General features: G+C 37.3%; 25 protein-coding genes, 1 tRNA gene and 2 pseudogenes. 20 read left to right on the top strand and 8 right to left on the bottom strand.

All coding sequences use genetic code 11. The annotated features are described in order from the left end of the window. Positions 1–10: 10 nt before the first annotated feature. Positions 11–2,287 carry a Xaa-Pro dipeptidyl-peptidase gene (locus FNL60_RS08505; RefSeq protein WP_002280412.1) on the bottom strand — a complete coding sequence of 759 codons (2,277 nt, stop codon included), beginning with the start codon at positions 2,285–2,287 and terminating at the stop codon, positions 11–13. Between the two features lie 114 nt (positions 2,288–2,401). Between FNL60_RS08505 and gla the strand changes: the two genes are divergently transcribed. The 3 genes from gla to FNL60_RS08490 all read left to right on the top strand — a co-directional run bounded on the left by gla (position 2,402) and on the right by FNL60_RS08490 (position 5,147). Further along, positions 2,402–3,271: an aquaglyceroporin Gla gene (gene gla / locus FNL60_RS08500; RefSeq protein ID WP_002262623.1), complete on the top strand. Its 870-nt coding sequence runs from the start codon at positions 2,402–2,404 to the stop codon at positions 3,269–3,271. A 170-nt stretch (positions 3,272–3,441) separates the two neighbouring features. Further along, a complete protein-coding gene (locus tag FNL60_RS08495; RefSeq protein WP_002280413.1) occupies positions 3,442–4,200 on the top strand; it encodes a CppA family protein in 759 nt (252 codons plus the stop codon). Beyond that, positions 4,197–5,147: a serine hydrolase domain-containing protein gene (locus FNL60_RS08490; RefSeq protein WP_002275989.1), complete on the top strand. Its 951-nt coding sequence runs from the start codon at positions 4,197–4,199 to the stop codon at positions 5,145–5,147. The genes FNL60_RS08495 and FNL60_RS08490 overlap by 4 nt, the downstream gene beginning before the upstream one ends. A gap of 133 nt (positions 5,148–5,280) precedes the next feature. Here FNL60_RS08490 and FNL60_RS08485 read toward each other — a convergent pair whose 3' ends face one another. Both FNL60_RS08485 and pflB read right to left on the bottom strand, forming a co-directional pair. Beyond that, positions 5,281–5,721: a GNAT family N-acetyltransferase gene (locus FNL60_RS08485; protein WP_002278364.1), complete on the bottom strand. Its 441-nt coding sequence runs from the start codon at positions 5,719–5,721 to the stop codon at positions 5,281–5,283. A 162-nt stretch (positions 5,722–5,883) separates the two neighbouring features. Next, complete coding sequence (gene pflB / locus FNL60_RS08480) at positions 5,884–8,211, bottom strand: formate C-acetyltransferase (protein ID WP_002266391.1); 2,328 nt, start codon at positions 8,209–8,211, stop codon at positions 5,884–5,886. Positions 8,212–8,433: 222 nt separating this feature from the next. Here pflB and dinB point away from each other — a divergent pair, with 222 nt between their 5' ends. Further along, on the top strand, positions 8,434–9,546 hold the full coding sequence (gene dinB, locus FNL60_RS08475) for a DNA polymerase IV (protein WP_002267774.1): 1,113 nt from the start codon (positions 8,434–8,436) through the stop codon (positions 9,544–9,546). 5 nt (positions 9,547–9,551) lie between these two features. Here the strand turns inward: dinB and FNL60_RS08470 are convergent, their stop codons facing one another. From FNL60_RS08470 to FNL60_RS08460, 3 genes are all read right to left on the bottom strand, one after another. Next, on the bottom strand, positions 9,552–9,875 hold the full coding sequence (locus FNL60_RS08470) for a hypothetical protein (RefSeq protein WP_002262617.1): 324 nt from the start codon (positions 9,873–9,875) through the stop codon (positions 9,552–9,554). A gap of 12 nt (positions 9,876–9,887) precedes the next feature. Continuing rightward, complete coding sequence (locus tag FNL60_RS08465) at positions 9,888–10,295, bottom strand: helix-turn-helix domain-containing protein (RefSeq protein WP_002267776.1); 408 nt, start codon at positions 10,293–10,295, stop codon at positions 9,888–9,890. A 115-nt stretch (positions 10,296–10,410) separates the two neighbouring features. Continuing rightward, positions 10,411–11,223, bottom strand: a complete 813-nt coding sequence (locus FNL60_RS08460) for a Cof-type HAD-IIB family hydrolase (RefSeq protein WP_002262615.1) — start codon at positions 11,221–11,223, stop codon at positions 10,411–10,413. 309 nt (positions 11,224–11,532) lie between these two features. Here FNL60_RS08460 and FNL60_RS08455 point away from each other — a divergent pair, with 309 nt between their 5' ends. From FNL60_RS08455 to lytR, 4 genes are all read left to right on the top strand, one after another. Next, a complete protein-coding gene (locus tag FNL60_RS08455) occupies positions 11,533–12,132 on the top strand; it encodes a DUF1361 domain-containing protein (RefSeq protein WP_002265164.1) in 600 nt (199 codons plus the stop codon). A gap of 69 nt (positions 12,133–12,201) precedes the next feature. Then, positions 12,202–13,632, top strand: a complete 1,431-nt coding sequence (locus FNL60_RS08450; RefSeq protein WP_002265163.1) for an NCS2 family permease — start codon at positions 12,202–12,204, stop codon at positions 13,630–13,632. A gap of 127 nt (positions 13,633–13,759) precedes the next feature. Beyond that, positions 13,760–14,203: a tRNA (adenosine(37)-N6)-threonylcarbamoyltransferase complex ATPase subunit type 1 TsaE gene (tsaE, locus tag FNL60_RS08445; protein WP_002280371.1), complete on the top strand. Its 444-nt coding sequence runs from the start codon at positions 13,760–13,762 to the stop codon at positions 14,201–14,203. A gap of 330 nt (positions 14,204–14,533) precedes the next feature. Then, positions 14,534–15,754 carry a glycopolymer--peptidoglycan transferase LytR gene (gene lytR, locus FNL60_RS08440; protein ID WP_002262611.1) on the top strand — a complete coding sequence of 407 codons (1,221 nt, stop codon included), beginning with the start codon at positions 14,534–14,536 and terminating at the stop codon, positions 15,752–15,754. 169 nt (positions 15,755–15,923) lie between these two features. Here the strand turns inward: lytR and FNL60_RS08435 are convergent, their stop codons facing one another. Together FNL60_RS08435 and FNL60_RS08430 are read right to left on the bottom strand one after the other, a co-directional pair. Next, the gene (locus tag FNL60_RS08435) at positions 15,924–16,217 is read right to left on the bottom strand and encodes a hypothetical protein (RefSeq protein ID WP_002268777.1); all 294 of its coding nucleotides are present in this window, start codon (positions 16,215–16,217) and stop codon (positions 15,924–15,926) included. Continuing rightward, a complete protein-coding gene (locus tag FNL60_RS08430; protein WP_002262609.1) occupies positions 16,214–16,633 on the bottom strand; it encodes an HIT family protein in 420 nt (139 codons plus the stop codon). Before FNL60_RS08430 ends, FNL60_RS08435 begins: the two co-directional genes overlap by 4 nt. A 64-nt stretch (positions 16,634–16,697) precedes the next feature. On the opposite strand from FNL60_RS08430, the gene FNL60_RS08425 reads away from it, so the two are divergent. The 12 genes and pseudogenes from FNL60_RS08425 to rbfA all read left to right on the top strand — a co-directional run bounded on the left by FNL60_RS08425 (position 16,698) and on the right by rbfA (position 25,902). Next, a complete protein-coding gene (locus tag FNL60_RS08425) occupies positions 16,698–17,423 on the top strand; it encodes an ABC transporter ATP-binding protein (protein WP_002262608.1) in 726 nt (241 codons plus the stop codon). Positions 17,424–17,425: 2 nt separating this feature from the next. Beyond that, on the top strand, positions 17,426–18,460 hold the full coding sequence (locus FNL60_RS08420) for an ABC transporter permease (RefSeq protein WP_002267541.1): 1,035 nt from the start codon (positions 17,426–17,428) through the stop codon (positions 18,458–18,460). A gap of 58 nt (positions 18,461–18,518) precedes the next feature. After that, positions 18,519–19,301 (top strand): cell cycle regulator CcrZ, encoded by a 783-nt coding sequence (gene ccrZ, locus FNL60_RS08415; protein WP_002273963.1) that lies wholly within the window; start codon positions 18,519–18,521, stop codon positions 19,299–19,301. 9 nt (positions 19,302–19,310) lie between these two features. Beyond that, positions 19,311–19,946: a tRNA (guanosine(46)-N7)-methyltransferase TrmB gene (gene trmB, locus FNL60_RS08410; protein ID WP_002265651.1), complete on the top strand. Its 636-nt coding sequence runs from the start codon at positions 19,311–19,313 to the stop codon at positions 19,944–19,946. Between the two features lie 78 nt (positions 19,947–20,024). Continuing rightward, positions 20,025–20,111 (top strand) — tRNA-Ser (locus FNL60_RS08405). 106 nt (positions 20,112–20,217) lie between these two features. Further along, positions 20,218–20,709, top strand: a complete 492-nt coding sequence (rimP, locus tag FNL60_RS08400) for a ribosome maturation factor RimP (protein ID WP_002280372.1) — start codon at positions 20,218–20,220, stop codon at positions 20,707–20,709. Between the two features lie 35 nt (positions 20,710–20,744). Next, positions 20,745–21,938, top strand: a complete 1,194-nt coding sequence (gene nusA, locus FNL60_RS08395; RefSeq protein WP_002265156.1) for a transcription termination factor NusA — start codon at positions 20,745–20,747, stop codon at positions 21,936–21,938. A 17-nt stretch (positions 21,939–21,955) separates the two neighbouring features. Then, entirely contained in the window at positions 21,956–22,252 is a 297-nt protein-coding gene (gene rnpM, locus FNL60_RS08390; RefSeq protein WP_002263922.1) for an RNase P modulator RnpM, read from the top strand. After that, entirely contained in the window at positions 22,245–22,547 is a 303-nt protein-coding gene (locus FNL60_RS08385) for a YlxQ-related RNA-binding protein (protein ID WP_002262601.1), read from the top strand. The genes rnpM and FNL60_RS08385 overlap by 8 nt, the downstream gene beginning before the upstream one ends. A gap of 20 nt (positions 22,548–22,567) precedes the next feature. After that, positions 22,568–22,663 (top strand): annotated as a pseudogene (locus tag FNL60_RS10655) (translation initiation factor IF-2 N-terminal domain-containing protein); the annotation flags it as partial. Positions 22,664–23,095: 432 nt separating this feature from the next. After that, positions 23,096–25,318 (top strand): annotated as a pseudogene (gene infB / locus FNL60_RS08380) (translation initiation factor IF-2); the annotation flags it as partial. A 233-nt stretch (positions 25,319–25,551) separates the two neighbouring features. Continuing rightward, positions 25,552–25,902 carry a 30S ribosome-binding factor RbfA gene (rbfA, locus tag FNL60_RS08375; protein ID WP_002262599.1) on the top strand — a complete coding sequence of 117 codons (351 nt, stop codon included), beginning with the start codon at positions 25,552–25,554 and terminating at the stop codon, positions 25,900–25,902. The last annotated feature ends 108 nt before the right edge of the window (positions 25,903–26,010 follow it).

Raw genomic sequence — 26,010 nt, 5'->3', positions numbered from 1 at the left:
TGCGTTGGCCTTAAGCAATGGGAATTTCGATAGTTGATTTTGCTAAATCAACTACCAGAATATAGTTGCTGTTATCATGAACGGTTTGTTCAAAGTCTGTAGTATAGAGGACGATTCTGAGACTGTCTCCTTTTTGTAGCTGATAAAGACTTGCTTGGAGATTAAAAGTAATGGTCATCCATTTGTTGGGGAAGATATCTTCAATCGTTAAGAGATCTGTGCGATTTTGTAAATTAAGGACACCTTTTGTGATGATGCGATAAGGTGCTTTTTTAAAAGGTAGTTCTCGTAAAGCTTCACGGGAGAAATTTTGTCCGTTGTCAATGCTATTGTGTTCAAGGATTGTTGGTAAATCAGAGAAACGCTTTTTTTGACCATAATCAAGAACTTGGGCAGAGAGCAGTCCTTTATTACTACTGGATTTAAGTGTCAGATTGAGTTTGATCTGTCCATTAACTAGCATATCTTCTTGGATGGGTAAGTCAATGGCAATTTCGTTAGCTTTCTTGAGAAAAAGATCGTGTTTAAAAGCATGATAGTCATCACTGTAGCGCTTAAAATCAGAAGAAGGATAGTGATTATCAATGATTTTTTTCTCTTGTCCAAGAGAAAATTGACGTGTCTGATGAGAGCCGAAATTGTTAAGTTTTTTCCAAGTTTGTACTTGTGAATTATCCTGCCAAATAATAGTTGGTAATTGAAAATGATTCTGTAGACCTAATAGTTCTTCACTTAAAAGGGCATTCATGCTTTCACGAAAATCAATGGATTGCCAGTTATGCATATAGACATGTTGCCCTTGATGAAGAAAAATATGCTTTTGGATCTCCTCTGGCAGAGCATTAAAAATGTAGTAGACTTGATTTGGCTTGACATTCCAGTCTTGCAGACCATGAGTATAGACAACATGTGCTTTGATCTTATGGGCATGAGGAAGATAATTGCGGTCCTGCCAAAATTGATTGTAATCGCCACTGGTGCGATCAATTTGTTTAACTTGTTCTGCTAGCATTTTTTGATATTGCGCATTATTTCTTAGATAATCGCCAGCTGCTAAATTTCGAGAATAGGTCAATTCCGTCAGAACATCTATATCCTCTCCCGGATAGCCACCGGGACTGCACACCAGACCATTTTCACGATAATAATCATACCAAGAAGAAATAGCAGATTCCGCAATAATGACCTTAAGTTCTTTAATACCAGTCGTTGCTAGTCCTGTTGACATGGTTCCTAAATAGGATTTTCCTGTTGTGGCTACCAAACCATTAGTCCAGTCAGCCATAACCCTTTTATCACGCTTATGACTCGTATAGGCAGTGGTTCTGCCATTTAACCAATCAATAACGGTCTTAAAGGATTCGATTTGAGCATAATCACCGCTCGTCATAAAGCCATCGGAATCTTTGGTGCCAACACCTGATACATAAATGTTAGCAAAACCGCGAGCTAGAAAGTAATCATTGAGGGTATAGCTGTCAATGTAAGAAAAACTTTCTTGTGCAGGACTAATTGGCAAATTGGAAGAAGGAACTTGCAGAGCCTGAAAATGGGAATCAGTGACGGTAATAGTAGCAGCTTTTTTAACAGTCAATTCACCTTCCATTTGATGCAATTTTTTATCGGCTCCTTTATCATTTGTTCCTTGGTGATAGGGACTGGCCGTCATGACGACTGGTAGTTTTGCCTTTGTTTGGGGGCGAATAATATTGACCTTAATGAGATCCAGTTGTCCATCTTTATCGGTATCAAGGGGAGCTTCGACATAAACAATTTCACGGATGAGGGCATTCGTATCAAAGGTTGCTAGACTCTTGCCATTAAAATAACGATAATGGTTATCGGCTGGCAAAAATCCTTGACTGACCAACTTATCAATCAAAGTCATTCCATTTTTAGTACGCGTCCCCAGCAATTGATAAAAATTCAATAAGAAGTGCTTTGGTTGAAAGATGATAGGAAAATGACTGTGTTTAATGAAAGTTTTTGCTTCGTCAAAGTCAATATAAGGCGTAAATTCCAAGAGTTGCAAGGCTATAGTATAAAAAATCTCTTCTGTTAATTCTCGGTCAGAATGCAAAAAAGTTGCTAAATCAGTCTGACTATCAGCAATTATACTTTTGAAGACATCATCTTTATCAGGATTGTGAAAGTAAACTTGACTAACAAAGGTCGCTAAGTTTGCTTTATTGGTTTTTTGACTGCTGATTTGAAAACCAAGTTCTTTTAGCTCTTTTTCAGCCTGTGAGATTGAAGTACCGATATAACTGTATTGATTATATTTCATAGGGACCTTTCATAAAGTAAACGTTTTAATTTTCTAAGAGTCTTTACATTATCTATTATACTTGATAAAATGATACATGTCTAAAAAATTAAAATGCGGAGGAATAACAGACAAATGGATGTTACGTGGACTGTGAAATATATCACAGAATTTATTGGTACTGCTCTACTCGTTATTTTGGGGAATGGTGCCGTTGCAAATGTAGAATTGAAAGGAACAAAAGGTTACAAAAGTGGCTGGGTTATTATCACCTTAGGTTATGGTTTTGGTGTGATGCTGCCTGCTTTGATGTTTGGTAATGTATCTGGTAACCATATTAATCCTGCTTTTACGCTTGGCCTTGCAATATCGGATCTTTTCCCTTGGAAACAAGTACTTCCTTACATTCTTGCACAAATGCTGGGAGCTATCTTTGGTCAGTTAATTATTGTGGCAACTCATGCTCCTTATTACAGGCAAACTGAAAGTTCTGATGGTATTTTGGGAACATTCTCTACTATCTCAGCTGTGGATGATGGTACGGATGCAAGTAAGAAAGCTTCACTTATCAATGGTTTTTTAAATGAGTTTGCTGGTTCATTTGTGCTTTTCTTTGGTGCACTTGCTCTTACGAAAAACTACTTTGGCGGTGAAATTGTTCAGCAATTAAACACCATGGGAACTGATGTAACATCTTCTACTTTTAAATTCTCTCAAGTTGGTCTGACAGTGGGTGCCAATGTTAATTCTGGTTTGGCGATAGCTCACCTTGGTTTAGGTTTCCTTGTTATGGCACTGGTAGCATCTTTAGGAGGTCCTACTGGACCTGCCCTTAATCCTGCACGTGACTTAGGTCCGCGTCTTCTTCACCATTTCTTGCCAGAATCAGTACTTGGTAAATCTAAGGGTAACTCAAAGTGGTGGTATTCTTGGGTTCCAGTCATTGCACCAATCCTTGCTGGAATAGCAGGCGTTGCCTTGTTCAAATATTTATATATGAAGTAATCATTTAGATTAACAAAAAGCTGAGTTGTTTGCTCAGCTTTTTGTTTTTTACTTTCGTCTTTCGGTTATTTTTAATCTTGTGTTAAAAAAATATTAAAGAAAGCATACAATTTCTTGTCAAATTTTCATATTTTGTCTAAAATAGAACTACTAAGGGAGGATTGGACAAGATGACAGTGTTTGAACAGATGGAGTTTTACTCACCCGTTTTACGGATTAATAATCGTGAAGAAAATATTGATTTCTATCAGAATACTTTAGGTTTCAAAGTGCTTTCGGAAGAGAATTCTTTGGTTATTTTTGGGGATTGGGCTCAAGCAGGCAGTCTCTTTTTGATTGAAGAGTCACCGGATATTCGTACAAGAGCAGTAAAAGGGACAAAAAAACTCAATAAAATAATTATCAAAGCTAGTAAGACTGAAGAAATTGCTGCTTTACTAGCTAATGGAGCCCAGGCAGATAAGGTTTTTAAAGGAGCTAATGGCTATGCTTTTGAGGCTATTTCTCCTGAAAAGGATCGCTTTCTTATTCATGCTGAAGATGATTTAACGACTCTTCAAGAGACTAAGCAAGCGGATTATCAACCTTTACCTGATTTTAAAGGGCTGTCAGCTTTCAAAGTGGAAAGTATGTGTTTAAATGTTCCCGATAAGGTAAAATCACAGAATTTTTATCAAGATCTTTTTCAAAATCAATTTCCAATTTTGTTAGATTTTGTTGAGAGTCATGGAGAGGATCTAACCATCAAGCCTCATATTGTCTGGGATCTGGAAATTTTAGAAATTCGAGTTGCTGAAAATTATGATCTTGTTGCTTTAAAGAATTATCTTGAAGAAAAAGGACAGGATGTCTACTTAGATAAGAAGGAAAAGATTTTGGTTTTTTCAGATCCAAGCCAGATTGAAATTTGGTTTCGTAAAGTAAAATGACCTATCAAAAAATTATTGATAAGATTAATCAACAGATTAGTCAGCACGTTTATTTAGGAGCAAGTTTAGCACTTTATGATGGTCAATGGCAGGAATTTTATTTAGGAGAAACAATTCCTCATCACAAGACAAAAGCAGGTCTGGTCTATGATCTTGCTAGTGTTTCTAAGGTAGTCGGTGTTGGGACAGTTATTATCTTTTTGCTTCAGGCTAACCATTTAAAGCTTGATGAGCCTCTCCAGGCTTATTATCCCAATTTTCATGACTCCTCAGTAACCATCAGGCAGCTTTTAACGCATACAAGTGGTATTGATCCCTTCATTCCCAACCGAAATAAGTTGGACTTTGCAGCTCTCAAACAAGCAATCAATCACATTGAAGTTACTAAAACTAAATCTTTTCATTATACAGATCTTAATTTTATTTTGTTGGGTTTTTTGTTGGAAGAATTCTATGATCAGTCTTTAGATAAGATCATAAAAGAACATGTTTTGAAGCCTTTTGGGATGGAAAAGACAAGTTTTGGACCTGTTAAAAGAGCAGTACCAACTGGCAAAACAATCCCTATTGGAAGGGTTCATGATCCAAAGGCTCAAGTTTTGGGCATTCACACAGGTTCAGCAGGACTTTTTTCAAATTTAGAAGATTTAAAGTGCTTTGTTAACCATTATTTAAGCGATGACTTTGCTAAGCCGTTGACTCAAGATTTTGCTTATGCCGACAAGACACGTAGTCTTGCTTGGGACTTAACTGGTGATTGGCTGTTTCATACAGGCTATACTGGTACCTTTATTTTACTTAACATTAAGAAACAGAGCGCGGCCATTTTTCTTAGTAATCGTACCTATGAAAAAGATGAACGTTCCCAGTGGATTTTAGATCGCAATGATTTAATTGAAGTAATTAAGGCTGCTTTAAAAAAAGTTTCAGATAGCAATTGTGACTGATTTTCTAAGCTATAGATGAAATGGGAGTTGAACCCCCTAGACAATAAAAGGGTCAGGACACCTTTGTCCCAATCCTATCTGATATTTAGAGAATCAAGATGATTGTACGAATACAGTCATCATATAAACATATTTATGACAAAGCTTTTGTCATAGTAATATGCTTAATGCCAGCTTCCTCAAATTCTTGTCCTAAAGATTTAAACTGCATTCTTTGGTAGAAACCTTTGGCACTCAATTGAGCATGTAAAGTCATTTGCTGATAACCCTGCTTTTTGGCGAAGTCTGTTGCAGTATCTAGAATGAGTTTTCCATAATTTTTACCGCGATTGCCCGGTAAAACAGCCATGCGCTGTAAGGTCGCTGTGATTCTATCCTGCGTGGGTAAAAGACGACAGGTTGCAACAGCCTTATTTTTGTCATCATAAAGTACAAAATGAATGCAATGTGCTTCGTTCTTATCAACTTCAATAGTTAATGGGACACCTTGTCCTTGAACGAAGACAATGTTTCTAATTTTTACTGCATCAAGATAGGTGGATGACAGTGTGTCGCGAGTATAATTAATTTTCATAATATTATTGTAGCTAAAAGCTTTTCAAATCACAAGAGCTGTTTTTTTCTGAATTTGTGAGTTTTTAGAATATAAAAAGCTCTCACTGCTTTGATCGTACCCGAAAGCAAATAAAGACCTCACTTTTATGAGTGAGGTCTTTTAAACTAAACTGTTTAACTCTTATTTGTTGTTAACCAAGTCTGTAGCTGCATCATCCATTGAAAGAACTTCATGGAAAACACGTTGTGTCAATTCAGTCTTTTGTTCTTTAGTAAGGTATTTAGTGTTAACACAGTAACCTGAGATACGAACGATAACATCTTCACCATTCATGATCTTGTCATAAACATCTTTAAGATCCATAACGTTCAAGTTAACGTGTTGACCGCCGCCTTCAAAGTAACCATCAAGAATTGTTACTAAGTTAGCAACTTGTTCATCGAATGTCTTACCAAGAGCTTTTGGTGAAACTTGAGTTGTCAATGAGATACCATCATTTGCGTGAGCAAAGTCAAGTTTCTTCAATGAGTTCAAGTTTTGTAACCAGCCGCCGGAAGCTTTATTTGATGGGTTAGCACCTGGTGAGAAGAATTCTACTTTAGACAAGTTCACAGAACCATCTTCATTGAGGTAAACACCCTTGTGAACTGGAGAATTACCAGTTTGTTTAGAATAAGCAACATTAGAAGTGATTGTAAGCAATGATACAGTAGCTTCGGAATCTTTGTACAGTTTATGACGTGCAAGACGAGTATGGAAAGCTTCAAGCAACCATTCAGCGATTGAGTCTACACGGTCATCATCTTCTCCGTAACGAGGGAAGTTACCAACAGTTTCATAGTCGTAAATGTAACCATCTTCATCACGGATAGGTTTTACAGTAGCATATTTAATAGCTGATAATGAATCAACTGTATTAGAGAATCCGCAAATACCAAATCCCATATTGGCTTTAACACGTGTTGGTAAGAAGGCCATTTGAACGGCTTCATAGTTATATTTATCAGTCATATAGTGAATGATATTCATTGCGTCCACGTAAGTATCAGTCAACCAATCAAGTGCTTTTTCAAAATTAGCTTTAACCGTTTCAAAATCAAGGACTTCATCACGGATAGGTTCGACATCAAATACTTTGTAGTCTTTGTGAACATCGTCGTAACCGCCATTAAGACCTGTAAGAAGTGCTTTAAGAACGTTAACGCGAGCACCAAAGTATTGTAGATTGTGGCGACGATCTTCGTTTTCAGGATCAAGCGGAGATACACAGCATGAGATACATGACATTTCACCATAACCTTCTTTAGCCATAGTTGTGACACCTTCATATTGAATTGAAGAATGCTTGTGGCTCATAGACATACAATAATGACGGAAAGAGTAAGGCAATTTACTTGACCAAAGAACGGTTAAGTTAGGTTCTGGAGCATTGCCAATATTATCAAGCGTATTTAAGAAACGGTAGTCCATCTTAGTAACACGGTGACGTCCATCAGCTCCCATACCAGCCATAGAAGTCGTAATAAATGTTGGGTCACCTGAATAAAGTTCGTCATAAGCCTTAGTACGTGCAAATTTAACCGTACGAAGTTTCATAACGAAGTCATCAACGAATTCTTGGATTTCTGATTCAGTGAAAGTACCACGAGCAAGGTCACGTTCTGCAAAGATATCAAGAACGATTGGGACACGTCCAAGAGAAGTTGCAGCACCATTGATAACGCGGCAGACAGCCATAAAGGCGATATTAATCCATTGGATAGCTTCCTTAACATTCATAGCAGGTTTGCGAACATCAAGACCATACAGATCACCCAACCGCACTACTTGGCCAAGTGCCTGATATTGAAGATTGATTTCTTCACGAAGACGAATTGATTCTTCATCAATTTCAGCAATTGAGTTCCAGTCGTTCACTTTTTCTTGCATCAAGTAGTCAGCACCATAGAGAGCAAGACGGGCATAAACTCCAATAATACGTCCGCGAGAGTATGCATCTGGGAGACCAGTTACAGTGTGGGCATGACGTGCACGGCGAATGTTTGAAGTGTAAGCACGAAAGATACCATCATTAACGGTTGTTGCATATTTAGTAAAGATTTCATGAACGGCAGGGTCTGGTTCATAACCATGTTCTTTCAAAGCTGTTTCAGCCATGCGAATACCGCCTTTTGGCATGAAGTTCAGCTTAAAAAGTTCATCGTTTTGGATACCAAAAATCAATTCATTTTCCTTGTCAATATAACCTGCTGGGATATCAGCAATAGATGTAATACGTGTATCCATTGGAAAACGTGTTTCTTCGTAATGCGCTTTAGTTTCTTCTACGACTTTTTTGATGTGAAGTGAACGTTCAGTAGGGCCGGCAAGAAAACTTTCGTCTCCGTCATATGGAGTGTAGTTGTCTTGAACAAAGCGAGAAATGCTTGCTCTGTCTTTCCAGTCAGTTCCTTTAAAGCCTTCCCAGGCTTTTTCAAAAACGTCAGTGTTAGTTTTGACAGTTGCCATAATTGAGTTCCCCTCTATTCTAGTAACAGTTAATCTGTTACAATTTACGATTATATTCTATCATACAGTAACCGGTTACACAAGCGAAAGAACTTGCTTGTAAGCGATTTCTTTTATAATACAGTTTATTAAAAGAAGCTTAACTGTATTATAAATACAAAAAGTGGCGGAAAGTACAGAAAGATTATATAATGGATACAACAAATCATAAAAGAGGTTGCGATGCTTATTTTTCCGCTGATTAATGATACGTCACGAAAAATTATTCATATTGATATGGATGCCTTTTTTGCTGCAGTAGAAGAACGTGATAATCCTAAATTGAAAGGTAAACCGCTTGTAATTGGTGCTGACCCCCGTCAAACAGGCGGCCGTGGTGTTGTTTCGACAGCTAATTATTTGGCCAGAGAATTTGGTATTCACTCAGCCATGAGTTCAAAAGAAGCTTACGAACGTTGTCCGCAAGCTATTTTTATCAGAGGCAATCATACTAAATACCGTCAAATTGGATTACAAGTCAGAGAAATTTTTAGACGTTATACAGATTTGGTAGAACCCATGAGTATTGATGAAGCCTATTTAGATGTTACTGAAAATAAATTGAACATAAAATCAGCAGTGAAGATTGCTAAACTTATCCAACGCGATATTTGGGAAGAATTTCATTTAACTTGTTCTGCTGGTGTCTCCTACAATAAATTTTTAGCTAAGTTGGCTAGCGATTATGATAAGCCGCATGGTTTAACAGTCATTTTGCCACAGGATGCAGAAGGCTTCTTAGCAACCTTACCTATTGAAAAGTTTTATGGTGTGGGGAAAAAATCTGTTGAGAAACTGCATGCTCTTCATATCTTTACGGGTAAGGATTTGCAACAGGTGCCGGAAATGACCTTGATTGATCTTTTTGGGCGTTTTGGCTTTGATCTGTATCGTAAAGCACGTGGTATCAGTAATTCTCCTGTCAAAAACGACCGCATTCGTAAATCTATTGGCAGTGAGAGGACCTATGGGAAATTGCTTTATAATGATGAAGATATTAAACTGGAACTATCAAAGACTGCCAGACGAGTAGCTGACAGTTTAAAAAAGCATGGGCGCAAAGGAAAGATTGTCGTTATTAAAGTTCGTTATTCGGATTTTTCAACACTGACCAAGCGAAAAACCTTAGATGTACCCACTCAGGATTTTGAAGTTATTGAGCGTTCAGCTCATCGCATTTTTGATCATCTGACAGAAAATAATTCTGGTGTCCGTCTTTTAGGTGTAACAGTAACTGCTCTGGAAGATAGTGCCAGAGAGGAGCTTTCCTTAACAGCAGACGATTTTAAGACTTAATTGAGCTAAAAAGTAGCTAAAACGATACCAACAGCACCAAGTCCTGCTAGAAAAAGGGTAAGGATAGCCCATCTCTTACGTTTTGAACTCTCTGCCTGCTTTTTGGGTGGAAAGTTTTTGATAGGATAATCTTCCCGATGTTTAAAATAGAGAATAAGACCGATAATATTTCCTCTGCCAGCAGTAGAAAGTCCCCAAAGTTCGGGATTATTTAGTCCTCTAGCTCGTGCATCAAGTTCAACAATTTTAAAAATTTGATAGCTGGTTAAAATAGCACCTATCAAAAAGAGAAAAAGACTGATTATTAACATTATTTGTTGTATCATCATTACAATCACCTTCTAAATTCTTTTTATGATTTGATAAAACAAAATAAGTACACCTAAAATCATGATAATACTTAAAAACAATAAGAAATAATAACTTTTTAGAAAGAATAATGACAAAAACAGCAGACAGGTTATCATCGCCAGATAGCTTAATAAAAAAGTTTGCAGTTTTTGATTGCTTTTAACAGCATTAGTTGTCTTATCTAGATGTTCGATCATTTTTCCATCGTCTTTTAACAGTGTGTCTAAACTAATCTGATAAAGGTCACTAAGTTTTATCAAATTGACAATGTCTGGGTAAGATTTTTCATTTTCCCAATTAGAGATGGTTTGTCTGGAAACTAAGATTAAGTCAGCGACAGCTTCTTGAGTTAGATGAGATTGTTGGCGTGCTGTTTTGAGTTTTTCTCCAATGTTCATAGGTTACCTCGTTTATCTTCATCTTACTCTCTTTTAGGAAAAAGGTCTATCAAAAATCCTTTGCATAATGGTCAAAAAAAGGTTTGTCAAAATATTTTGACAAACCTTTTTTACTCTATAAAAACAATTTTTTTAGTTCTTTAGCCACGCCATCGTGATCATTGTCAAATTGTGTCATTTTATCAGCATAAGGTAATAGTACTTCACTGGCATTTTTCATGGCATAGCCGACAGAAGCAAAGGCTAACATTTGCCGATCGTTATGTTCATCACCAAAGGCTATTAAATCATCTCGAGAAAGATTGAGCGTTTTGAGCAGATTTTTTAGTGCATAAGCTTTGTGCACTCCTTTGGGTGAAAATTCAAGGATATTCATAGGGCCGCCCCAGCTGCTGATTTCCATTTCATGATTGAAATGGCGACGCATATCATTAGCTAGAGCATATTTATCAGCAACTCGGGTCTGCATAAGAAGGGCATGGGGATCCCGTGTAATCTTTTCAGGTTTAAGCTGCATCTTATTTGTCAATTCTTTAACACCAAAGATCTCTGGTTTAATGGCGTGACGGTGATCAAGTGTCAAGTAAAATTTTTTGCGGTATTCACTGGCAATAAAGTCTGCTTCAAAGGCCTTTTCATTCTTTAAAACGTCAAAAAGATACCTTCGGTCAATCCGAACCTTGTGTTCACCAGCCCATTTTTTCTCAGGAATGTGAATCAAAGAACCATTGAAATTAATCATTGGTGTTTTTAATCCTAGAATTTTATAAAATTCCAAAGCCATACGGTAGGGCCGGCCAGTCGTAATGATAACCAAGTGTCCTTGCTCTTGAATTTTTTTAATAATAGCGACAGTGTAATCGGAAAGTGTTCCGTCACTTTTGAGAAGCGTACCATCTAAATCAATGGCAATCATTTTTTTAATCATAGCAAAATTATAGCAGAAAAGAAGAAAATTAAGCAAGTGAAGGGATGATTAGTGTGCTTTTTGAACGAAATATTTCAATGATTAATTGAGGATGCTCTTACTTAAACCAAACTGTTTTTACTACTATTATAAGGAAAATCAATGATAGAGCGGTGATTATCAAATTTTATTTCAGTAAAAAATTTAAAAGGCTTGCTAGGATAGAATAGTAAAATTGAGGTTCTAAGAACTTCTTAATAGTGAACTCTAGATAGAAGATATCATTTTTGAGAATATGGTATAATTTTATTTTACAAGTGGAGGTGTTTTATGAAAAATAAATTGCTTATCAGCCATCTTTTTTTCTTTATGATTTCTGGAGCTATTGTTTATTTTCAAATAAAAGAAACGTATTTAATTTGGAATATGTTTCTGGCCCTTTTGGCTTTGGATTTTAGTTTTTGCCTTAATCGTTTTAAAAATCTTTCATTAACCTTTATTTTTACGTTATTTTGGCTTTTCTTCTATCCCAATACTTTTTATATGTTGACGGATTTGGTGCACATGGATTTTATTGGCAGTAGTTTTAGTAATGTTCAGAGTCTGATTCACTATTTTTTGTTTTTGGCTAGTATTCTTTTTGGTTCCTTGTGCGGTGTTGAGAGTGTCAATCAGTTATTGAAACGTTTTGTGATTAAAGAATATTATTTTAAGCTGTTTGTTCTAATATTGCTGTCTGTGATTTCTAGTTTTGCCATCCATCTAGGACGCTATGCCAGACTTAATTCTTGGGATCTTGTCTTGCGTCCAACAGTAGTCATTACTGAATTAAGTAAACTCTTATCAGCAGATGTTCTACCTTTTATTGTGGGATTTAGCTTTATTCAAATCATGGTTTTGCTTTTTCTTGATAAGGAAAGCAGCAAATAGGCTCTTGAATACCATTTCATCTTTAGCTATAATAAGACTTAGCGTTCATAAAAAGGAGAACTATTTTTAATGGAAAAGTTTTTTAAACTAAAAGAGAACAAAACAACTGTTCGGACAGAAGTGTTGGCTGGCATCACAACCTTCTTTGCCATGTCCTACATTTTATTTGTTAACCCTTCTATTTTGAGTCAGACAGGTATGCCATCACAAGGTGTTTTTCTAGCAACTATTATTGGCTCTATCGCGGGAACCTTGATGATGGGACTTTATGCTAATATTCCTTATGCTATGGCACCGGGAATGGGGCTCAATGCTTTCTTTACCTATACAGTGGTTTTTTCACTTGGTTATACTTGGCAAGAAGCTTTAGCCATGGTTTTTATCTGTGGGATTATTTCAATTATTATTACCTTAACCAGAGTTCGTCGTATGATTATTGATGAAATTCCAGACAGTCTTAAAAAAGCTATCAGTGCTGGTATTGGTATCTTTTTGACTTACATTGGTCTTAAGAATGCTGGTTTGTTGAATTTTGCTATTGATCCAGGAACTTATAGCGTCTCTGGTAAAGGTGCAGCAAAAGGCCTAGCCTCTATTACAGCTAACTCTTCTGCAACACCATCACTGGTTAATTTTAACAATCCGGCAGTTCTCGTGGCCGTTATTGGTATTATTATCACAGCTTTCTTTATCATTAAAAATATCAAAGGCGGGGTTATCCTTTCTATTATTGTAACAACTGTTATTGCTCTTTTAGCGGGTGTTGTTGATCTGTCAAAAATTGATTTTTCTGCCAATAATCCAGTGGCTGCTGTTAAGGATTTGGGCACAATTTTTGGAGCGGCTCTTGGCAATAAAGGTTTGGGAGCTCTGTTTTCAGATGCTGGTCGCATTCCTGAGGTTTTGATGACTATCTTGGCTTTTGCCTTGACTGATATTTTTGATAATGTTGGTACTCTCATTGGTACAGGAGCTAAAGCTGGTATTTTTGATGTAACTAGTGAATCAACATCATCTGGTCTGCAAAATAAAATGGATAAGGCTCTGTTTTCAGACATGGTGGGAACAACGGTTGGAGCAGTTGCGGGTACCTCAAATGTGACGACTTTTGTTGAATCTGCCGCTGGTATTGGTGCCGGAGGCCGTACGGGTCTGACAGCGGTTGTCGTTGCGCTTCTTTTTGCTGTATCAAGTTTTTTCAGTCCTCTTCTTGCTATTGTTCCAACGCAGGCAACAGCAGCAGTACTTTTAATTGTCGGTATTATGATGCTATCAAGTCTCAAAGACATTGAGTGGTCTGACATGAGCCAAGCCATTCCAGCCTTTTTTGCAACTGTTTTTATGGGGCTTGCTTACAGTATTACACAAGGAATTGCAACTGGTTTTCTCTTTTATACCTTCTCTAAATTGATTAAAAAGGAAGCCAAGGATATTCATCCTATTATTTGGGTGCTTGATGTTCTTTTCATCTTGAACTTTATCAGTTTAGCTGTTTTGTAATTAAAAATTTTATTTGCATATTAGGGGCTCAGATAAAGCTGAGCTCCTATTTTTACTGTCCAAAGCGAAATTTTTTCATTTTTTGAAAATAGTTGGAAGTAATAAAAGATTTTGATATAATACTTTTATGTTTTATAGCCAAAATGAAAATCAGCTAATGGCTCTTGGACAGAGAATTGGTCAAAAACTACAAGCTCAAGACGTTCTTGTTCTGACAGGTGATTTAGGATCTGGGAAAACTACTCTGACAAAAGGAATTGCCAAAGGTTTGGGGATTAAGCAGATGATTAAGAGTCCAACCTATACGATTGTTCGTGAATATGAGGGAAGGCTGCCGCTTTATCATTTGGATATTTATCGAATTGATGATGATCCTGATTCTATTGATCTGGATGATTTTCTTTTTGGAGATGGCGTAACAGTGATTGAGTGGGGAGAGCTCTTAGACGATAGCCTTTTGAGTGATTATTTGACAGTCTTTTTAGATAAAACAGAGGATGGCAGACAAATTACTTTATTACCTCATGGCCTGCGCTCTCAGCAATTGGTTGCGGAACTTGAGCATGACTGAGCAGGAAGTTTTTATCTGTCAAGTCAGTTTTGAAGATACAGAAAAAAAGTTTATCAGAAATCTCGAAAAAACCGATTAAGAGATTAATTTTAAATTGAGATGAAGAGGGCCCTCATATAACTGCTCAAGAAATGGCTGCTTTTATTGAAAAAAGCTCAATCAGTCAATGAAATTTGTGTGATTGTAAGCTAGTCGGCCAAGTGATAGAGCTTGTGATGATTTTAGCACATAGCGAAATGATACGCTGTTTGGAATGAACGGCTCAAAAACAAAAGATGGAGTATTTCTTGATGTTTACCTTAGGAGGAAACTGATAGATTAGAAAAACAAATGAAGATTGGTAAAAAAATTCTAATTATGCTGGTTACAATATTTCTCACAAGCTTGGTAGCTTTAGGAGTTTATGCAACGAGTATTTATAACTTTTCTTTAGGAGAATTTTCAAAAACTTTTAAAGATTATGGCACAGGTTCAGGTAAAGACGTTATTGCTGATGAAAAACCTTTTAGTATCCTCTTAATGGGAGTTGACACGGGCTCTTCCGAGAGGACTTCCAAATGGGAAGGTAACAGTGACTCTATGATTTTGGTAACGGTTAATCCCAAAACTAAAAAGACAACCATGACCAGTTTAGAACGGGATATCTTGGTTAAATTATCTGGATCTAAAACTAATGACCAGACTGGTTATGATGCCAAGCTTAATGCAGCCTATGCTGCTGGAGGTGCTAAGATGGCTATTATGACAGTTCAGGATATGCTTGATATTAAGATTGATAAATATGTTCAAATTAATATGGAAGGGCTGGTTCAGTTGGTTGATGCTGTAGGTGGTATTACGGTAACCAATCATTTTGATTTTCCAATTTCAATTGAAGAACATGAGCCTGAATTTACAGCATCAGTTGAGCCCGGGACTCACAAGATTAATGGGGAGCAGGCCCTCGTTTATTCGCGAATGCGTTATGATGATCCAGATGGAGACTATGGCCGTCAAAAGCGTCAACGTGAGGTCATCAGCAAGGTCTTAAAGAAAATTTTAGCTTTAGACAGTGTCAGCAAGTATCGTAAAATTTTATCAGCTGTCAGCAAGAATATGCAGACTAATATTGAAATTTCCAGCAGTACTATTCCTAAACTTTTGGGGTACAGCGATGCTCTCAAGAGTATTAGGACTTATCAGCTCAAGGGAGAAGGAACGACTATTGACGGTGGTTCTTATCAGCTAGTAACCAGCAAGGAATTGCTAAAAGCTCAAAATCGTATTAAAGGACAATTAGGGCTGAAAAAATCAACTGCTGAAAATCTGAAAACAACGGCTAGTCTTTATGAGAATTTTTATGGAGGCGATACGAGTATTTATGACAGTAGCTCCAGTGCCTCAGATTACAGTAGCAGCGGTAATTATTCTGGCTCAAGTTCAGATTATGGTTCTAGTTCTTCTTATGGCTCCAATTCGAGTTCTGGTTCTTCCAGTGATTATTCTGGACAAAATAGTTATAATCAAGGAAATTACCAACAACCTGCTGCAGGAACGGGAATTGGTAATTAAAAATAAAAAATAAGGTGGAAGGGTATGGTTTTTCAGTTATACCCTTTCACCTTACTTCATAAAGTTGAGATTAAACGTTGCAAAAAATGAGATTAGAATCTTACTTTAACCCCAATTTTTCTATAATAATGATATCTTTCCAAGTTTCTCTGAGGCTCTCTTTTTCAATCTAGTCTTCTTGGTGATATCTAGCAACTATTTTTTGAATTTCGTCCATGTGAGATTGGCTTTCTTTTTGAAAGACACGGATTTTATAAGTTAAATCTTGATTGATAGCTTGTATCTTTTCTTTTTGCTGCTCTATTATCGCTAAATTTTCTTTAATGTTATTAAGATCGAATTTAGCTTTGTCATAATGTGTTTTGCTTTCCTTGAAAGAAGTCTTGATATCTTTGCGTTTGTAATACATCTGATAAAGACCGGCTCCAAGAAGGCTTGAAAGAATGAAAGTTTTAATTTTCATGCTTCAATCTCCTTTTGAATATCTTCGGCTAATTGTCCAAGACGGGTAAAGTCAGGTTCGTGTTGGACAAAACGAATGTCAAATTCATCAGAATCAGCAAAGCGAGGAACCAAATGCACATGGGCATGAAAGACGGTTTGACCGGCGGTTTCTTCGTTATTATTAATGATATTGAGGCCATCAGCCTTGGTTGCCTTTTGCAAGGCGCGTGCGATTTTTGGAATGCGTGCAAAGAGATTGGCCGCTTGTGTTTGAGTCATCTCAAGGGCATTTCTAACATGCTCCTTGGGAATAACAAGAGTGTGCCCCTTGGTAGCTTGAGAAATATCAAGAAAGGCTAGGACATCCTCGTCCTCATAAACTTTTGATGAGGGAATGTCACCAGCTACAATTTTACAAAAAAGACAATCGTTCATAAAAAATCACCTACTTAACTTGTTTTTGTTATAATATAGTATATCAAAGTTAGAAAGAAACGTCATGTTAAAAATAGAAAATTTGACCGGTGGTTACGTCAACATTCCTGTCTTGAAAAATATCAGTTTTGAGGTTGCTGATGGTGAGTTGGTCGGGCTCATAGGCCTCAATGGTGCAGGAAAATCAACAACTATCAATGAAATTATTGGACTTTTGCAGCCTTATGAAGGCAAAATCAGTATTGATGGACTGACGCTTGCAGATCAAGAAATGGCTTATCGAAAGAAAATTGGGTTTATTCCAGAAACGCCTAGCCTTTACGAAGAATTAACCTTAAAAGAGCACTTGGAGATGATAGCCATGGCTTATGATATTAAAGTGGAAGCAGCTTTGGCGCGTGCGCAAAAACTGCTGGAACTTTTTAGATTAGAAGATAAACTGGATTGGTTTCCTATTCATTTTTCCAAAGGAATGAAACAAAAGGTCATGATTATCTGTGCCTTTATCATTGATCCGAGTCTTTTTATTGTTGATGAGCCTTTCTTGGGATTGGATCCTGTTGCCATTTCAGATTTGACTCAGCTTTTGGCAGCAGAAAAGGCTAAGGGAAAATCCATTTTGATGTCAACTCATGTTTTGGATTCTGCTGAAAAGATGTGTGATCGCTTTGTTATTTTACATCATGGACAAATCCGAGCTCAAGGAAGTCTCGCTGATTTACGAATGACTTTTGGAAATGCACAAGCCAGCCTTAACGATATCTATATGACTTTGACTAAAGAGGGTTGATTATGAAGGCAATTTTTACAAAAAGACGATTCCATTTTATCAATCAATGCAGTCGATACCTTCGCTATGTTTTTAATGATCATTTTGTTTTAGTATTGATTTTTTTACTAGGTTTTCTTATGGTACAGTATAGCCAACTGTTAAAACATTTTCCGGCTAATCATTGGCCTATCATGCTTGTTTTAGTGTTAGTTGTCTTGACCTTACTATTTTGGGGAAATATAGCGACTTATTTGGAACCAGCGGATCAGCAATTTCTTTTGGTCAGGGAAAAGGACATTGTTGCTTTAATCCAAAAAGCTAAAAGACGAGCTCTTTTCTTTTGGGGAACTTGGCAGACACTCTTGCTTCTTATTTTGGCACCTCTTTTTTTACGTTTGGGACTGGCACTTTTTTCTTTTCTTTTTTTGCTCCTTTTTTTGCTCTTTTTAAAAGGATTGATCATTGAAAAAAAAAGCAGAGCTTTTTTGAAGCAGAAAGGACTGAACTGGGATCATGCTCTTAATCAAGAGAAAAAACGGCAGCAGGCAATTTTAAAATTCTTTTCACTTTTTACCAATGTTAAGGGAATTTCAAACAGCGTTAAGCGACGGGCTTATTTGGATTTTGGGACAAAATTATTGCCGAAGGAGACTCATAAAGCGTGGACTAATCTTTATTTAAGAGCTTTTTTACGCAGTGGCGATTATTTAGGACTGACCTTTCGTTTAGGTTTTTTAAGTCTTTTAAGTCTTCTTTTTATTGATAATCCTTTAATGTCAGCAGGTTTAGCGCTCCTTTTTAATTACCTCTTGCTTTTTCAATTGTTGGCTCTTTATAAACATTATGATTATCAATATTTAACAGCCCTTTTTCCCATTTCAAAAGCGGAGAAGAAGGCTAATTTGAAACAGTTATTGCGTGTTATTCTATATTTTCTAACAGCTGTTGAATTTTGTTTTAGCTTTTCATGGCAAAAGACAATTATTTTACTTTTGGCAATGCTTTGTCTCAATGAAGTTTATCTGCCTTACAAAATAAAGAAGATGATTGACTAAGCTGTTTAAAACAAGTAAAATAAGACTAGTGATTTGAGATGAAAAGGAGGGAGAAAGTTTGGCACAATCAGATAAAGATTTAACCTTAACACCTTTAAAGGGCAAAAGTGGTCAAGCTTATATCGGAACTTATCCAAATGGTGATAAGATTTTTGTTAAAATCAATACCACTCCCATCTTAGCTGCCTTAGCTAAGGAGCAGATTGCTCCTCAGCTTTTATGGGCAAAACGCTTAGGTAATGGCGATATGATGAGTGCTCAGGAATGGCTGGATGGCAGACTTTTAACCAGAGCCGATATGAATAGTAAGCAAATTATACAAGTTTTGCTGCAAATGCATAAGTCGAAACCCTTGGTTAATCAGTTACTTCAGTTAAATTATAAAGTTGAGACACCTTTGGATTTGCTTCTATCATGGGAACGCAGCGCGCCTTACCAAATTTCAGAAAATGCCTATTTGCAATCAGTTGTTGCTGAAATGAAGCGCAACTTACCTGATTTCAAAAAGGACTATGCAACTATTGTTCATGGAGATGTTAGACACAGCAATTGGGTGATTACAACCAGTGGTTTGGTTTATTTAGTAGATTGGGATTCTGTTCGAGTGACAGATCGCATGTATGATGTAGCTCATATTTTAAGCCATTATATTCCACATACGCGTTGGGTAGAATGGCTGAGCTATTATGGTTATAAGCAAAATACTAAGGTTTTTCAAAAGATAAAATGGTACGGGCAACTGTCTTATTTATCACAAATTTTAAAATATTATGAAAATCGAGACATGGAAAATGTCAATCAGGAAATCTATGAATTACGTAAATTTAGAGAATCCTTTTAGAAGGGGAGTATGAGAGTTAGAAGACGCAAAGGCGCCAAAGAGCATCTGGAAAACAATCCTCGATATGTTATTTTAAAACCAGAAGAAGTCAAGGGGCATTGGCAGGAAGTTTTTGGCAACGATCATCCCATTCATATTGAAGTTGGCAGTGGCAAGGGTCGTTTTATTACAGGAATGGCTGCAAAAAATCCTCAGATCAATTACATAGGGATTGATATTCAGGTTTCTGTTCTTAGCCATGCTTTGGATAAAGTTCTAGACAGTCAGCTTCCCAACGTCAAATTAATGTTGGCGGATGGTTCTAGTTTGACGCATTATTTTGCAGATGGAGAGATTGACCTTCTCTATTTAAATTTCAGTGATCCTTGGCCTAAAAAACGGCATGAAAAACGCCGCTTGACTTATAAAAGTTTTCTTGATACTTATAAGAAAATTTTGCCAGAAAAGGGTGAAATTCATTTTAAAACAGATAATCGTGAACTTTTTGAATACAGCTTGGCAAGTTTCTCACAATATGGTATGATTTTAGAGCAGGTCTGGTTAGACTTGCATGCTAGTGATTATGAAAATAATGTTATGACAGAATATGAAGAGAAATTTTCTCAAAAAGGTCAAGTTATCTATCGTGTTGAAGCACGATTTTAAGAGATCAAATGTTTCTTTGAGAAATATAGCTGTCTGTTCACAGTTATCAATATAACTGAGCACTTGTTCAGTTTATATGGAGAGGTCGCATAGTGGCTGAGTGCGCACGCTTGGAAAGCGTGTAGTCCTTAACGGGGCTCGGGGGTTCGAATCCCCTCCTCTCCTTTGATAATTAGCATAAATTAACGCTTAGCCTTGCTTTTTTCCTTATTTATGCTATAATAAGAAGAAATAATACAGAAAGGAGCGAAGTCACAACTTCGCTCCTTATGTGTGTAAGGAGGGAAATACTATCGCAACGCTTGTTGATATTGTAAGGCCAGTAGTCGCACCTGTCATTCCAAAACCTTTTGAATTGGTTGATATCGAGTATGAAAAATTAGGTGGAAACTATGTACTCAGTATTTTAGTTGATAAACCAGAAGGGATTACGGTTGAAGATACAGCTGATTTGACAGATATTATCAGTCCTTTGCTTGATACTATAAAGCCTGATCCATTTCCAGAACAATACATGTTGGAAATTTCAAGTCCTGGTCTAGAACGCCCCTTAAAAACTGCCCAGAGTTTAATGAATGCTGTTGGTCATTATATCAATGTCAGTCTTTATCAAGCTATTGATAAGGTCAAAGTTTTTGAAGGTGATTTGACTGCCTTTGATGGTGAAACACTAATAATGACTTATTTAGATAAAACACAGCAGAAAACTGTTACTATCCCCTATAAGATGGTCGCCAAAGCCCGTCTTGCTGTAAAACTATAGAAAGGAAGATCTTTGCAAGACAAAGAGAAACAACTATGAGCCAAGAAATGCTAGAAGCCTTCCGTATTCTGGAAGAGGAAAAACACATTAACAAAGATGATATTATTGATGCGGTTAAAGAATCATTAAAGTCAGCTTATAAACGTCGCTATGGGCAGGCAGAAAGTGCTGAGATTGAATTTGACGAAAAGTCAGGAGACTTTAAAGTCTTCACTGTTCGTGAAGTTGTTGAAGAAGTTTTTGACAGCCGCCTTGAGATCAGCTTGAAGGACGCCCTTGCGATCAGTACAGCCTATGAACTTGGAGATAAAATTCGTTTTGAAGAGTCTCCCAAGGAATTTGGTCGCGTGGCTGCCCAGTCAGCTAAACAAACGATCATGGAAAAAATGCGCCGTCAAATGCGTGAAGTCACTTTTAATGAGTATAAAGAGCATGAAAGAGAAATCATGACAGGGACTGTTGAGCGTTTTGATAATCGCTTTATCTATGTTAATTTAGGAACGATAGAAGCGCAGCTGTCACGTCAAGATCAAGTTCCGGGTGAAACGTTTGCTTCTCATGATCGCATTGAAGTTTATGTTTATAAAGTAGAAAACAATCCTAAGGGCGTCAATGTCTTCGTTAGTCGCAGTCATCCTGAATTTATCAAGCGTATTATGGAACAGGAAATTCCTGAAGTTTTTGATGGCACTGTTGAAATTATGAGCGTGGCACGTGAAGCTGGTGATCGAACGAAGGTTGCGGTTCGCAGTCATAATCCTAATGTTGATGCTATTGGAACTATAGTTGGCCGCAAAGGTGCCAATATTAAGAAAGTGACCAGTAAATTCCATCCTAAACGTTTTGATCAAAAAACTGGACTTTGGGTTCCAATGGAAGAGAATGTTGATGTTATTGAGTGGGTTGATGATCCAGCAGAATTCATTTATAATGCTGTTGCTCCTGCTGAGGTTGATCAAGTTCTCTTTGATGAAGAAGATGACAAACATGCAACAGTTGTTGTACCAGACAATAAGCTGTCACTTGCTATTGGCCGTCGTGGTCAAAATGTCCGTTTAGCCGCTCATTTGACTGGCTATCGTATTGATATTAAGTCTGCTAGTGAATTTGAAGAAATGGAAGCCGAGTGGACAGCACAAGATGAAACCCAAAAGGCTACTTATGAAGAGGCTCCTGCTGAGGAAGTTTCTGAACTCTCTCAAGAATTTGCAGCAGAAGATGCAAAATAGAAAGTCAGAGGTGTTTGATGGCAAAGACAAGAAAAATACCTTTAAGAAAGTCTCTTGTTTCAGGAGAGATTATTGATAAACGTGATTTGCTTCGGATTGTTAAAACCAAGGAAGGTGATGTTTTTATTGATCCTACTGGTAAGAAAAATGGGCGAGGGGCTTATATTAAACTTGCTAACGAAGAAGCTTTAGAAGCTAAAAAAAGAAAAGTCTTTAATCGCAGTTTTTCCATGGAAATTCCTGAAAGCTTTTATGATGAATTAATTGCTTTTGTTGATCATAAGGTTAAAAGAAGAGAGTTAGGTCTTGAATAATTCAAAAAAGTTATCAAACTTATTAGGTTTGGCCCAGAGAGCAGGACGTGTTATTTCAGGTGAAGAATTAGTTGTTAAAGCTATTCAAACTGGACAGGCACAGCTCATCTTTTTAGCCAAAGATGCTGGTTCTAATCTAACTAAAAAAGTAACGGATAAAAGTAACTATTATAATATAGAAGTCTCCACAGTGTTTTCAGCACTGGAATTAAGTATCGCTATTGGCAGAAACAGAAAAGTTCTTGCTATTGTGGATACTGGATTTTCAAAGAAAATGAGGACCTTTATGGAATAAAAAGAATAGGAGGACAAGATTTGTCGAAGAAAAGATTATACGAAATTGCCAAGGAAATTGGCAAAGAAAGTAAAGAAATTGTTGAAAAGGCAAAATCATTGGGCCTAGAAGTTAAAAGCCATGCTTCAAGCGTGGAAGAAAGTGATGCTAAACGTATAGTAGAAAGTTTTACTGTCTCTGTGGAACCCAAGGCTGTTACTCCAACTTCTAAAGTTGAGAAAGAAGCCAAAGCACAAGAAGGATCTGTTGCAGCGGAACCTAAAGCAGTTGCTACAAAGCCTGCAGGGCGTCCAAGACCGCAAAATCGTAATTTTAAAGCAGAACGAGAAGCGCGTGCCAAAGCAGAGGCTGAACGTCGTCAAAATAATGGTGAACGTCGAAACCAAAATAAAGGACAGAACAATCGGCAAAAAGACAATCGTAATCATGGTTCCCAAGATCGTCGTAATGATAACCGCAATAATCGCAATCGTCAAAATGACAATCGTCGCGATAATCGTAATCATTTTCAAAATCGACAAGAAGCATCAAAATCCCAGCCGACAGGACCGCGTTTTGATTTCAAAGCACGTGCTGCAGCCTTAAAAGCAGAACAAAATGCGGAATATTCGCGTCAGAGTGAAACACGTTTTCATGAAGCTCAAGAAGCTAAACGTCAAGCCGCTCAAGCTAAAGAAAAAGCTAAGAAGCTAAATCAGAAAGAGCAGCCGACGGTTGAAGCTGCAGCAACTGCAGCGCCACAAGCTCAGCCTCAGACAGTTGAACAAGTGACACATCCAGCAGCTGTGGATACACGTCGCAAAAAACAGGCTCGCCCAGATAAATCACGTGATTTTTCACATGAGAATGAAGACGGACCAAAACAAAATAAACATAAGAAAAATCGGAATAAACAAAACCAAGTGAGAAATCAAAAAAATAGTAATTGGAATAAGAAAAATAAAAAATCTAAAAATAACCGTAATCATAATGCCAATCTGAAACCTGTGACTGAACGCAAATTCCATGAACTACCAAAGGAATTTGAGTATACAGAAGGTATGACGGTTGCTGAAATTGCAAAACGAATTAAGCGTGAGCCTGCCGAAATTGTAAAAAAACTCTTTATGATGGGAGTTATGGCAACTCAAAACCAATCTTTGGATGCTGATACGATTGAACTCCTAATGGTTGATTATGGCATTGAAGCACATCAAAAAGTGGAAGTTGATACAGCTGATATTGAACGTTTCTTCGTTGAAGATGATTATCTTAATCCGAAAAATATGGTTGAACGTGCGCCCGTTGTAACGATTATGGGGCATGTTGACCATGGTAAGACAACATTGCTTGATACATTGCGTAATTCCCGTATAGCGACAGGTGAAGCTGGAGGAATTACCCAACATATTGGGGCCTATCAAATTGAAGAAGGTGGAAAGAAAATTACTTTCCTTGATACACCCGGACATGCAGCCTTCACAAGTATGCGGGCACGCGGCGCTTCGGTAACTGATATTACCATTCTTATTGTAGCTGCTGATGATGGTGTTATGCCACAAACGATTGAAGCTATTAACCACTCCAAAGCTGCTGATGTTCCAATTATTGTTGCTATTAATAAAATTGATAAGCCGGGTGCTAATCCAGAACGTGTCATCGGTGAGTTAGCTGAGTATGGCGTTATTTCAACTGCTTGGGGCGGCGATTCTGAATTTGTTGAAATTTCAGCTAAATTCGGTCAAAATATTGAAGAACTTTTAGAAACTGTTCTTCTAGTAGCAGAAATCCAAGAACTGAAAGCTGACCCAACTGTTCGTGCTATTGGTACAGTTATCGAAGCTCGCCTTGATAAAGGAAAAGGTGCAGTAGCGACGCTTTTAGTACAACAAGGAACGCTGCATGTTCAAGATCCAATCGTTGTTGGGAACACATTTGGACGTGTGCGTGCTATGACTAATGACCTTGGACGTCGTGTTAAGGTTGCTGCTCCATCAACGCCAGTCTCTATCACTGGTTTGAATGAAGCCCCAATGGCAGGTGACCATTTTGCCGTTTATGAGGATGAAAAGGCTGCGCGTGCTGCTGGGGAAGAAAGAGCTAAACGTGCTCTGCTGAAACAACGTCAATTGACTCATCGTGTCAGTCTTGACAATCTCTTTGATACGCTCAAAGCCGGTGAGGTTAAATCTGTTAATGTTATTATCAAAGCAGATGTGCAAGGTTCCGTTGAAGCTCTTGCAGCCTCTCTTTTGAAGATTGACGTTGAAGGTGTGAAAGTTAATGTGGTCCACTCAGCTGTTGGTGCCATCAATGAATCAGATATCACCTTGGCAGAAGCTTCTAATGCTGTTATCATTGGTTTCAATGTTCGCCCAACTCCACAGGCCCGTCAGCAAGCCGAAGCAGATGAAGTTGAAATTCGTTTGCATTCCATTATTTATAAGGTAATTGAAGAAGTAGAAGATGCCATGAAAGGTATGCTTGATCCAGAATTTGAAGAAAAAATTATTGGTGAAGCGATTATTCGTGAGACCTTCAAAGTTTCTAAAGTGGGAACTATTGGCGGCTTCATGGTAACAAATGGTAAAATTACGCGTGATTCAAGTGCTCGTGTTATTCGTGATGGTGTGGTTGTCTTTGACGGTAAGCTCGCTAGTTTGAAACATTATAAAGATGATGTTAAAGAGGTTGGTAATGGTCAAGAAGGCGGTCTCATGATTGAAAATTACAATGACATCAAAATTGATGATACTATTGAGGCTTACATTATGGAAGAAATTAAAAGATAATCATATTTAGTTACTCCTTTGTTAACACTTCTAGGCATACGCAAGTACAGTCGTTGTCGTGTTGCCTTAGATGAACGTCATATGATTTCTTTTGAAATTCAAAGATAAACAATAAAGCTAGGTCATCTGGCCTAGCTTTTTTCAGAAGATGAGCGAATGAAGTGAGCTTTTACAAGATATTTTTTGTCGTGGTGAAAAAAGAAAATTGTAAAATTAAAAGAAAGGAAAAGAGAATGTCTAATCATCGTATTGAACGTGTTGGTATGGAAATTAAGCGCGAAGTTAATGAGATTTTGCAAAAGAAGGTACGTGACCCACGTGTTCAAGGTGTCACTATTACTGATGTCCAAATGTCAGGTGATTTATCTCTGGCAAAGGTTTACTATACTATCATGAGCGACCTTGCTTCTGATAATCAGAAAGTTCAAATAGGTCTTGAAAAGGCTAAAGGGACCATTAAACGTGAACTTGGAAAAAATTTGACCATGTATAAAATTCCCGATTTAACTTTTATCAAAGATGAATCTATTGAGTATGGTAATAAGATTGACCAAATGCTGCGGGATTTAGAAAAAAGAAATTAAGTAAACAAAAAAGTTTCTTCTGTCTGCTTGTTAATTGCTGTAAAAGTACGAAAATAGGTGTCAAGCCTTCGTTAGGATTATAAGTCCAACGAAGGCTTTTTCCATCAA

It is taken from the genome of Streptococcus mutans (assembly GCF_006739205.1).
Lineage (GTDB): Bacteria > Bacillota > Bacilli > Lactobacillales > Streptococcaceae > Streptococcus > Streptococcus mutans.
The sequence above is the reverse complement of the archived record's forward strand: the minus strand, read 5'-3'. Positions and strand labels throughout refer to the sequence as shown.

Bases quoted from the DNA above. Each gene is read 5' to 3' on its own strand.
- dinB (WP_002267774.1), top strand. From the start codon at position 8,434: ATGCTTATTTTTCCGCTGATTAATGATACGTCACGAAAAATTATTCAT.
- nusA (WP_002265156.1), top strand. From the start codon at position 20,745: ATGAGCCAAGAAATGCTAGAAGCCTTCCGTATTCTGGAAGAGGAAAAA.
- FNL60_RS08425 (WP_002262608.1), top strand. From the start codon at position 16,698: ATGTTAAAAATAGAAAATTTGACCGGTGGTTACGTCAACATTCCTGTC.
- FNL60_RS08430 (WP_002262609.1), bottom strand. From the start codon at position 16,633: ATGAACGATTGTCTTTTTTGTAAAATTGTAGCTGGTGACATTCCCTCA.
- rbfA (WP_002262599.1), top strand. From the start codon at position 25,552: ATGTCTAATCATCGTATTGAACGTGTTGGTATGGAAATTAAGCGCGAA.
- FNL60_RS08450 (WP_002265163.1), top strand. From the start codon at position 12,202: ATGGAAAAGTTTTTTAAACTAAAAGAGAACAAAACAACTGTTCGGACA.
- rnpM (WP_002263922.1), top strand. From the start codon at position 21,956: ATGGCAAAGACAAGAAAAATACCTTTAAGAAAGTCTCTTGTTTCAGGA.
- FNL60_RS08435 (WP_002268777.1), bottom strand. From the start codon at position 16,217: ATGAAAATTAAAACTTTCATTCTTTCAAGCCTTCTTGGAGCCGGTCTT.
- lytR (WP_002262611.1), top strand. From the start codon at position 14,534: ATGAAGATTGGTAAAAAAATTCTAATTATGCTGGTTACAATATTTCTC.
- pflB (WP_002266391.1), bottom strand. From the start codon at position 8,211: ATGGCAACTGTCAAAACTAACACTGACGTTTTTGAAAAAGCCTGGGAA.
- FNL60_RS08465 (WP_002267776.1), bottom strand. From the start codon at position 10,295: ATGAACATTGGAGAAAAACTCAAAACAGCACGCCAACAATCTCATCTA.
- FNL60_RS08505 (WP_002280412.1), bottom strand. From the start codon at position 2,287: ATGAAATATAATCAATACAGTTATATCGGTACTTCAATCTCACAGGCT.
- FNL60_RS08455 (WP_002265164.1), top strand. From the start codon at position 11,533: ATGAAAAATAAATTGCTTATCAGCCATCTTTTTTTCTTTATGATTTCT.
- FNL60_RS08460 (WP_002262615.1), bottom strand. From the start codon at position 11,223: ATGATTAAAAAAATGATTGCCATTGATTTAGATGGTACGCTTCTCAAA.
- trmB (WP_002265651.1), top strand. From the start codon at position 19,311: ATGAGAGTTAGAAGACGCAAAGGCGCCAAAGAGCATCTGGAAAACAAT.
- FNL60_RS08470 (WP_002262617.1), bottom strand. From the start codon at position 9,875: ATGATGATACAACAAATAATGTTAATAATCAGTCTTTTTCTCTTTTTG.
- FNL60_RS08495 (WP_002280413.1), top strand. From the start codon at position 3,442: ATGACAGTGTTTGAACAGATGGAGTTTTACTCACCCGTTTTACGGATT.
- tsaE (WP_002280371.1), top strand. From the start codon at position 13,760: ATGTTTTATAGCCAAAATGAAAATCAGCTAATGGCTCTTGGACAGAGA.
- gla (WP_002262623.1), top strand. From the start codon at position 2,402: ATGGATGTTACGTGGACTGTGAAATATATCACAGAATTTATTGGTACT.
- FNL60_RS08490 (WP_002275989.1), top strand. From the start codon at position 4,197: ATGACCTATCAAAAAATTATTGATAAGATTAATCAACAGATTAGTCAG.
- FNL60_RS08485 (WP_002278364.1), bottom strand. From the start codon at position 5,721: ATGAAAATTAATTATACTCGCGACACACTGTCATCCACCTATCTTGAT.
- FNL60_RS08420 (WP_002267541.1), top strand. From the start codon at position 17,426: ATGAAGGCAATTTTTACAAAAAGACGATTCCATTTTATCAATCAATGC.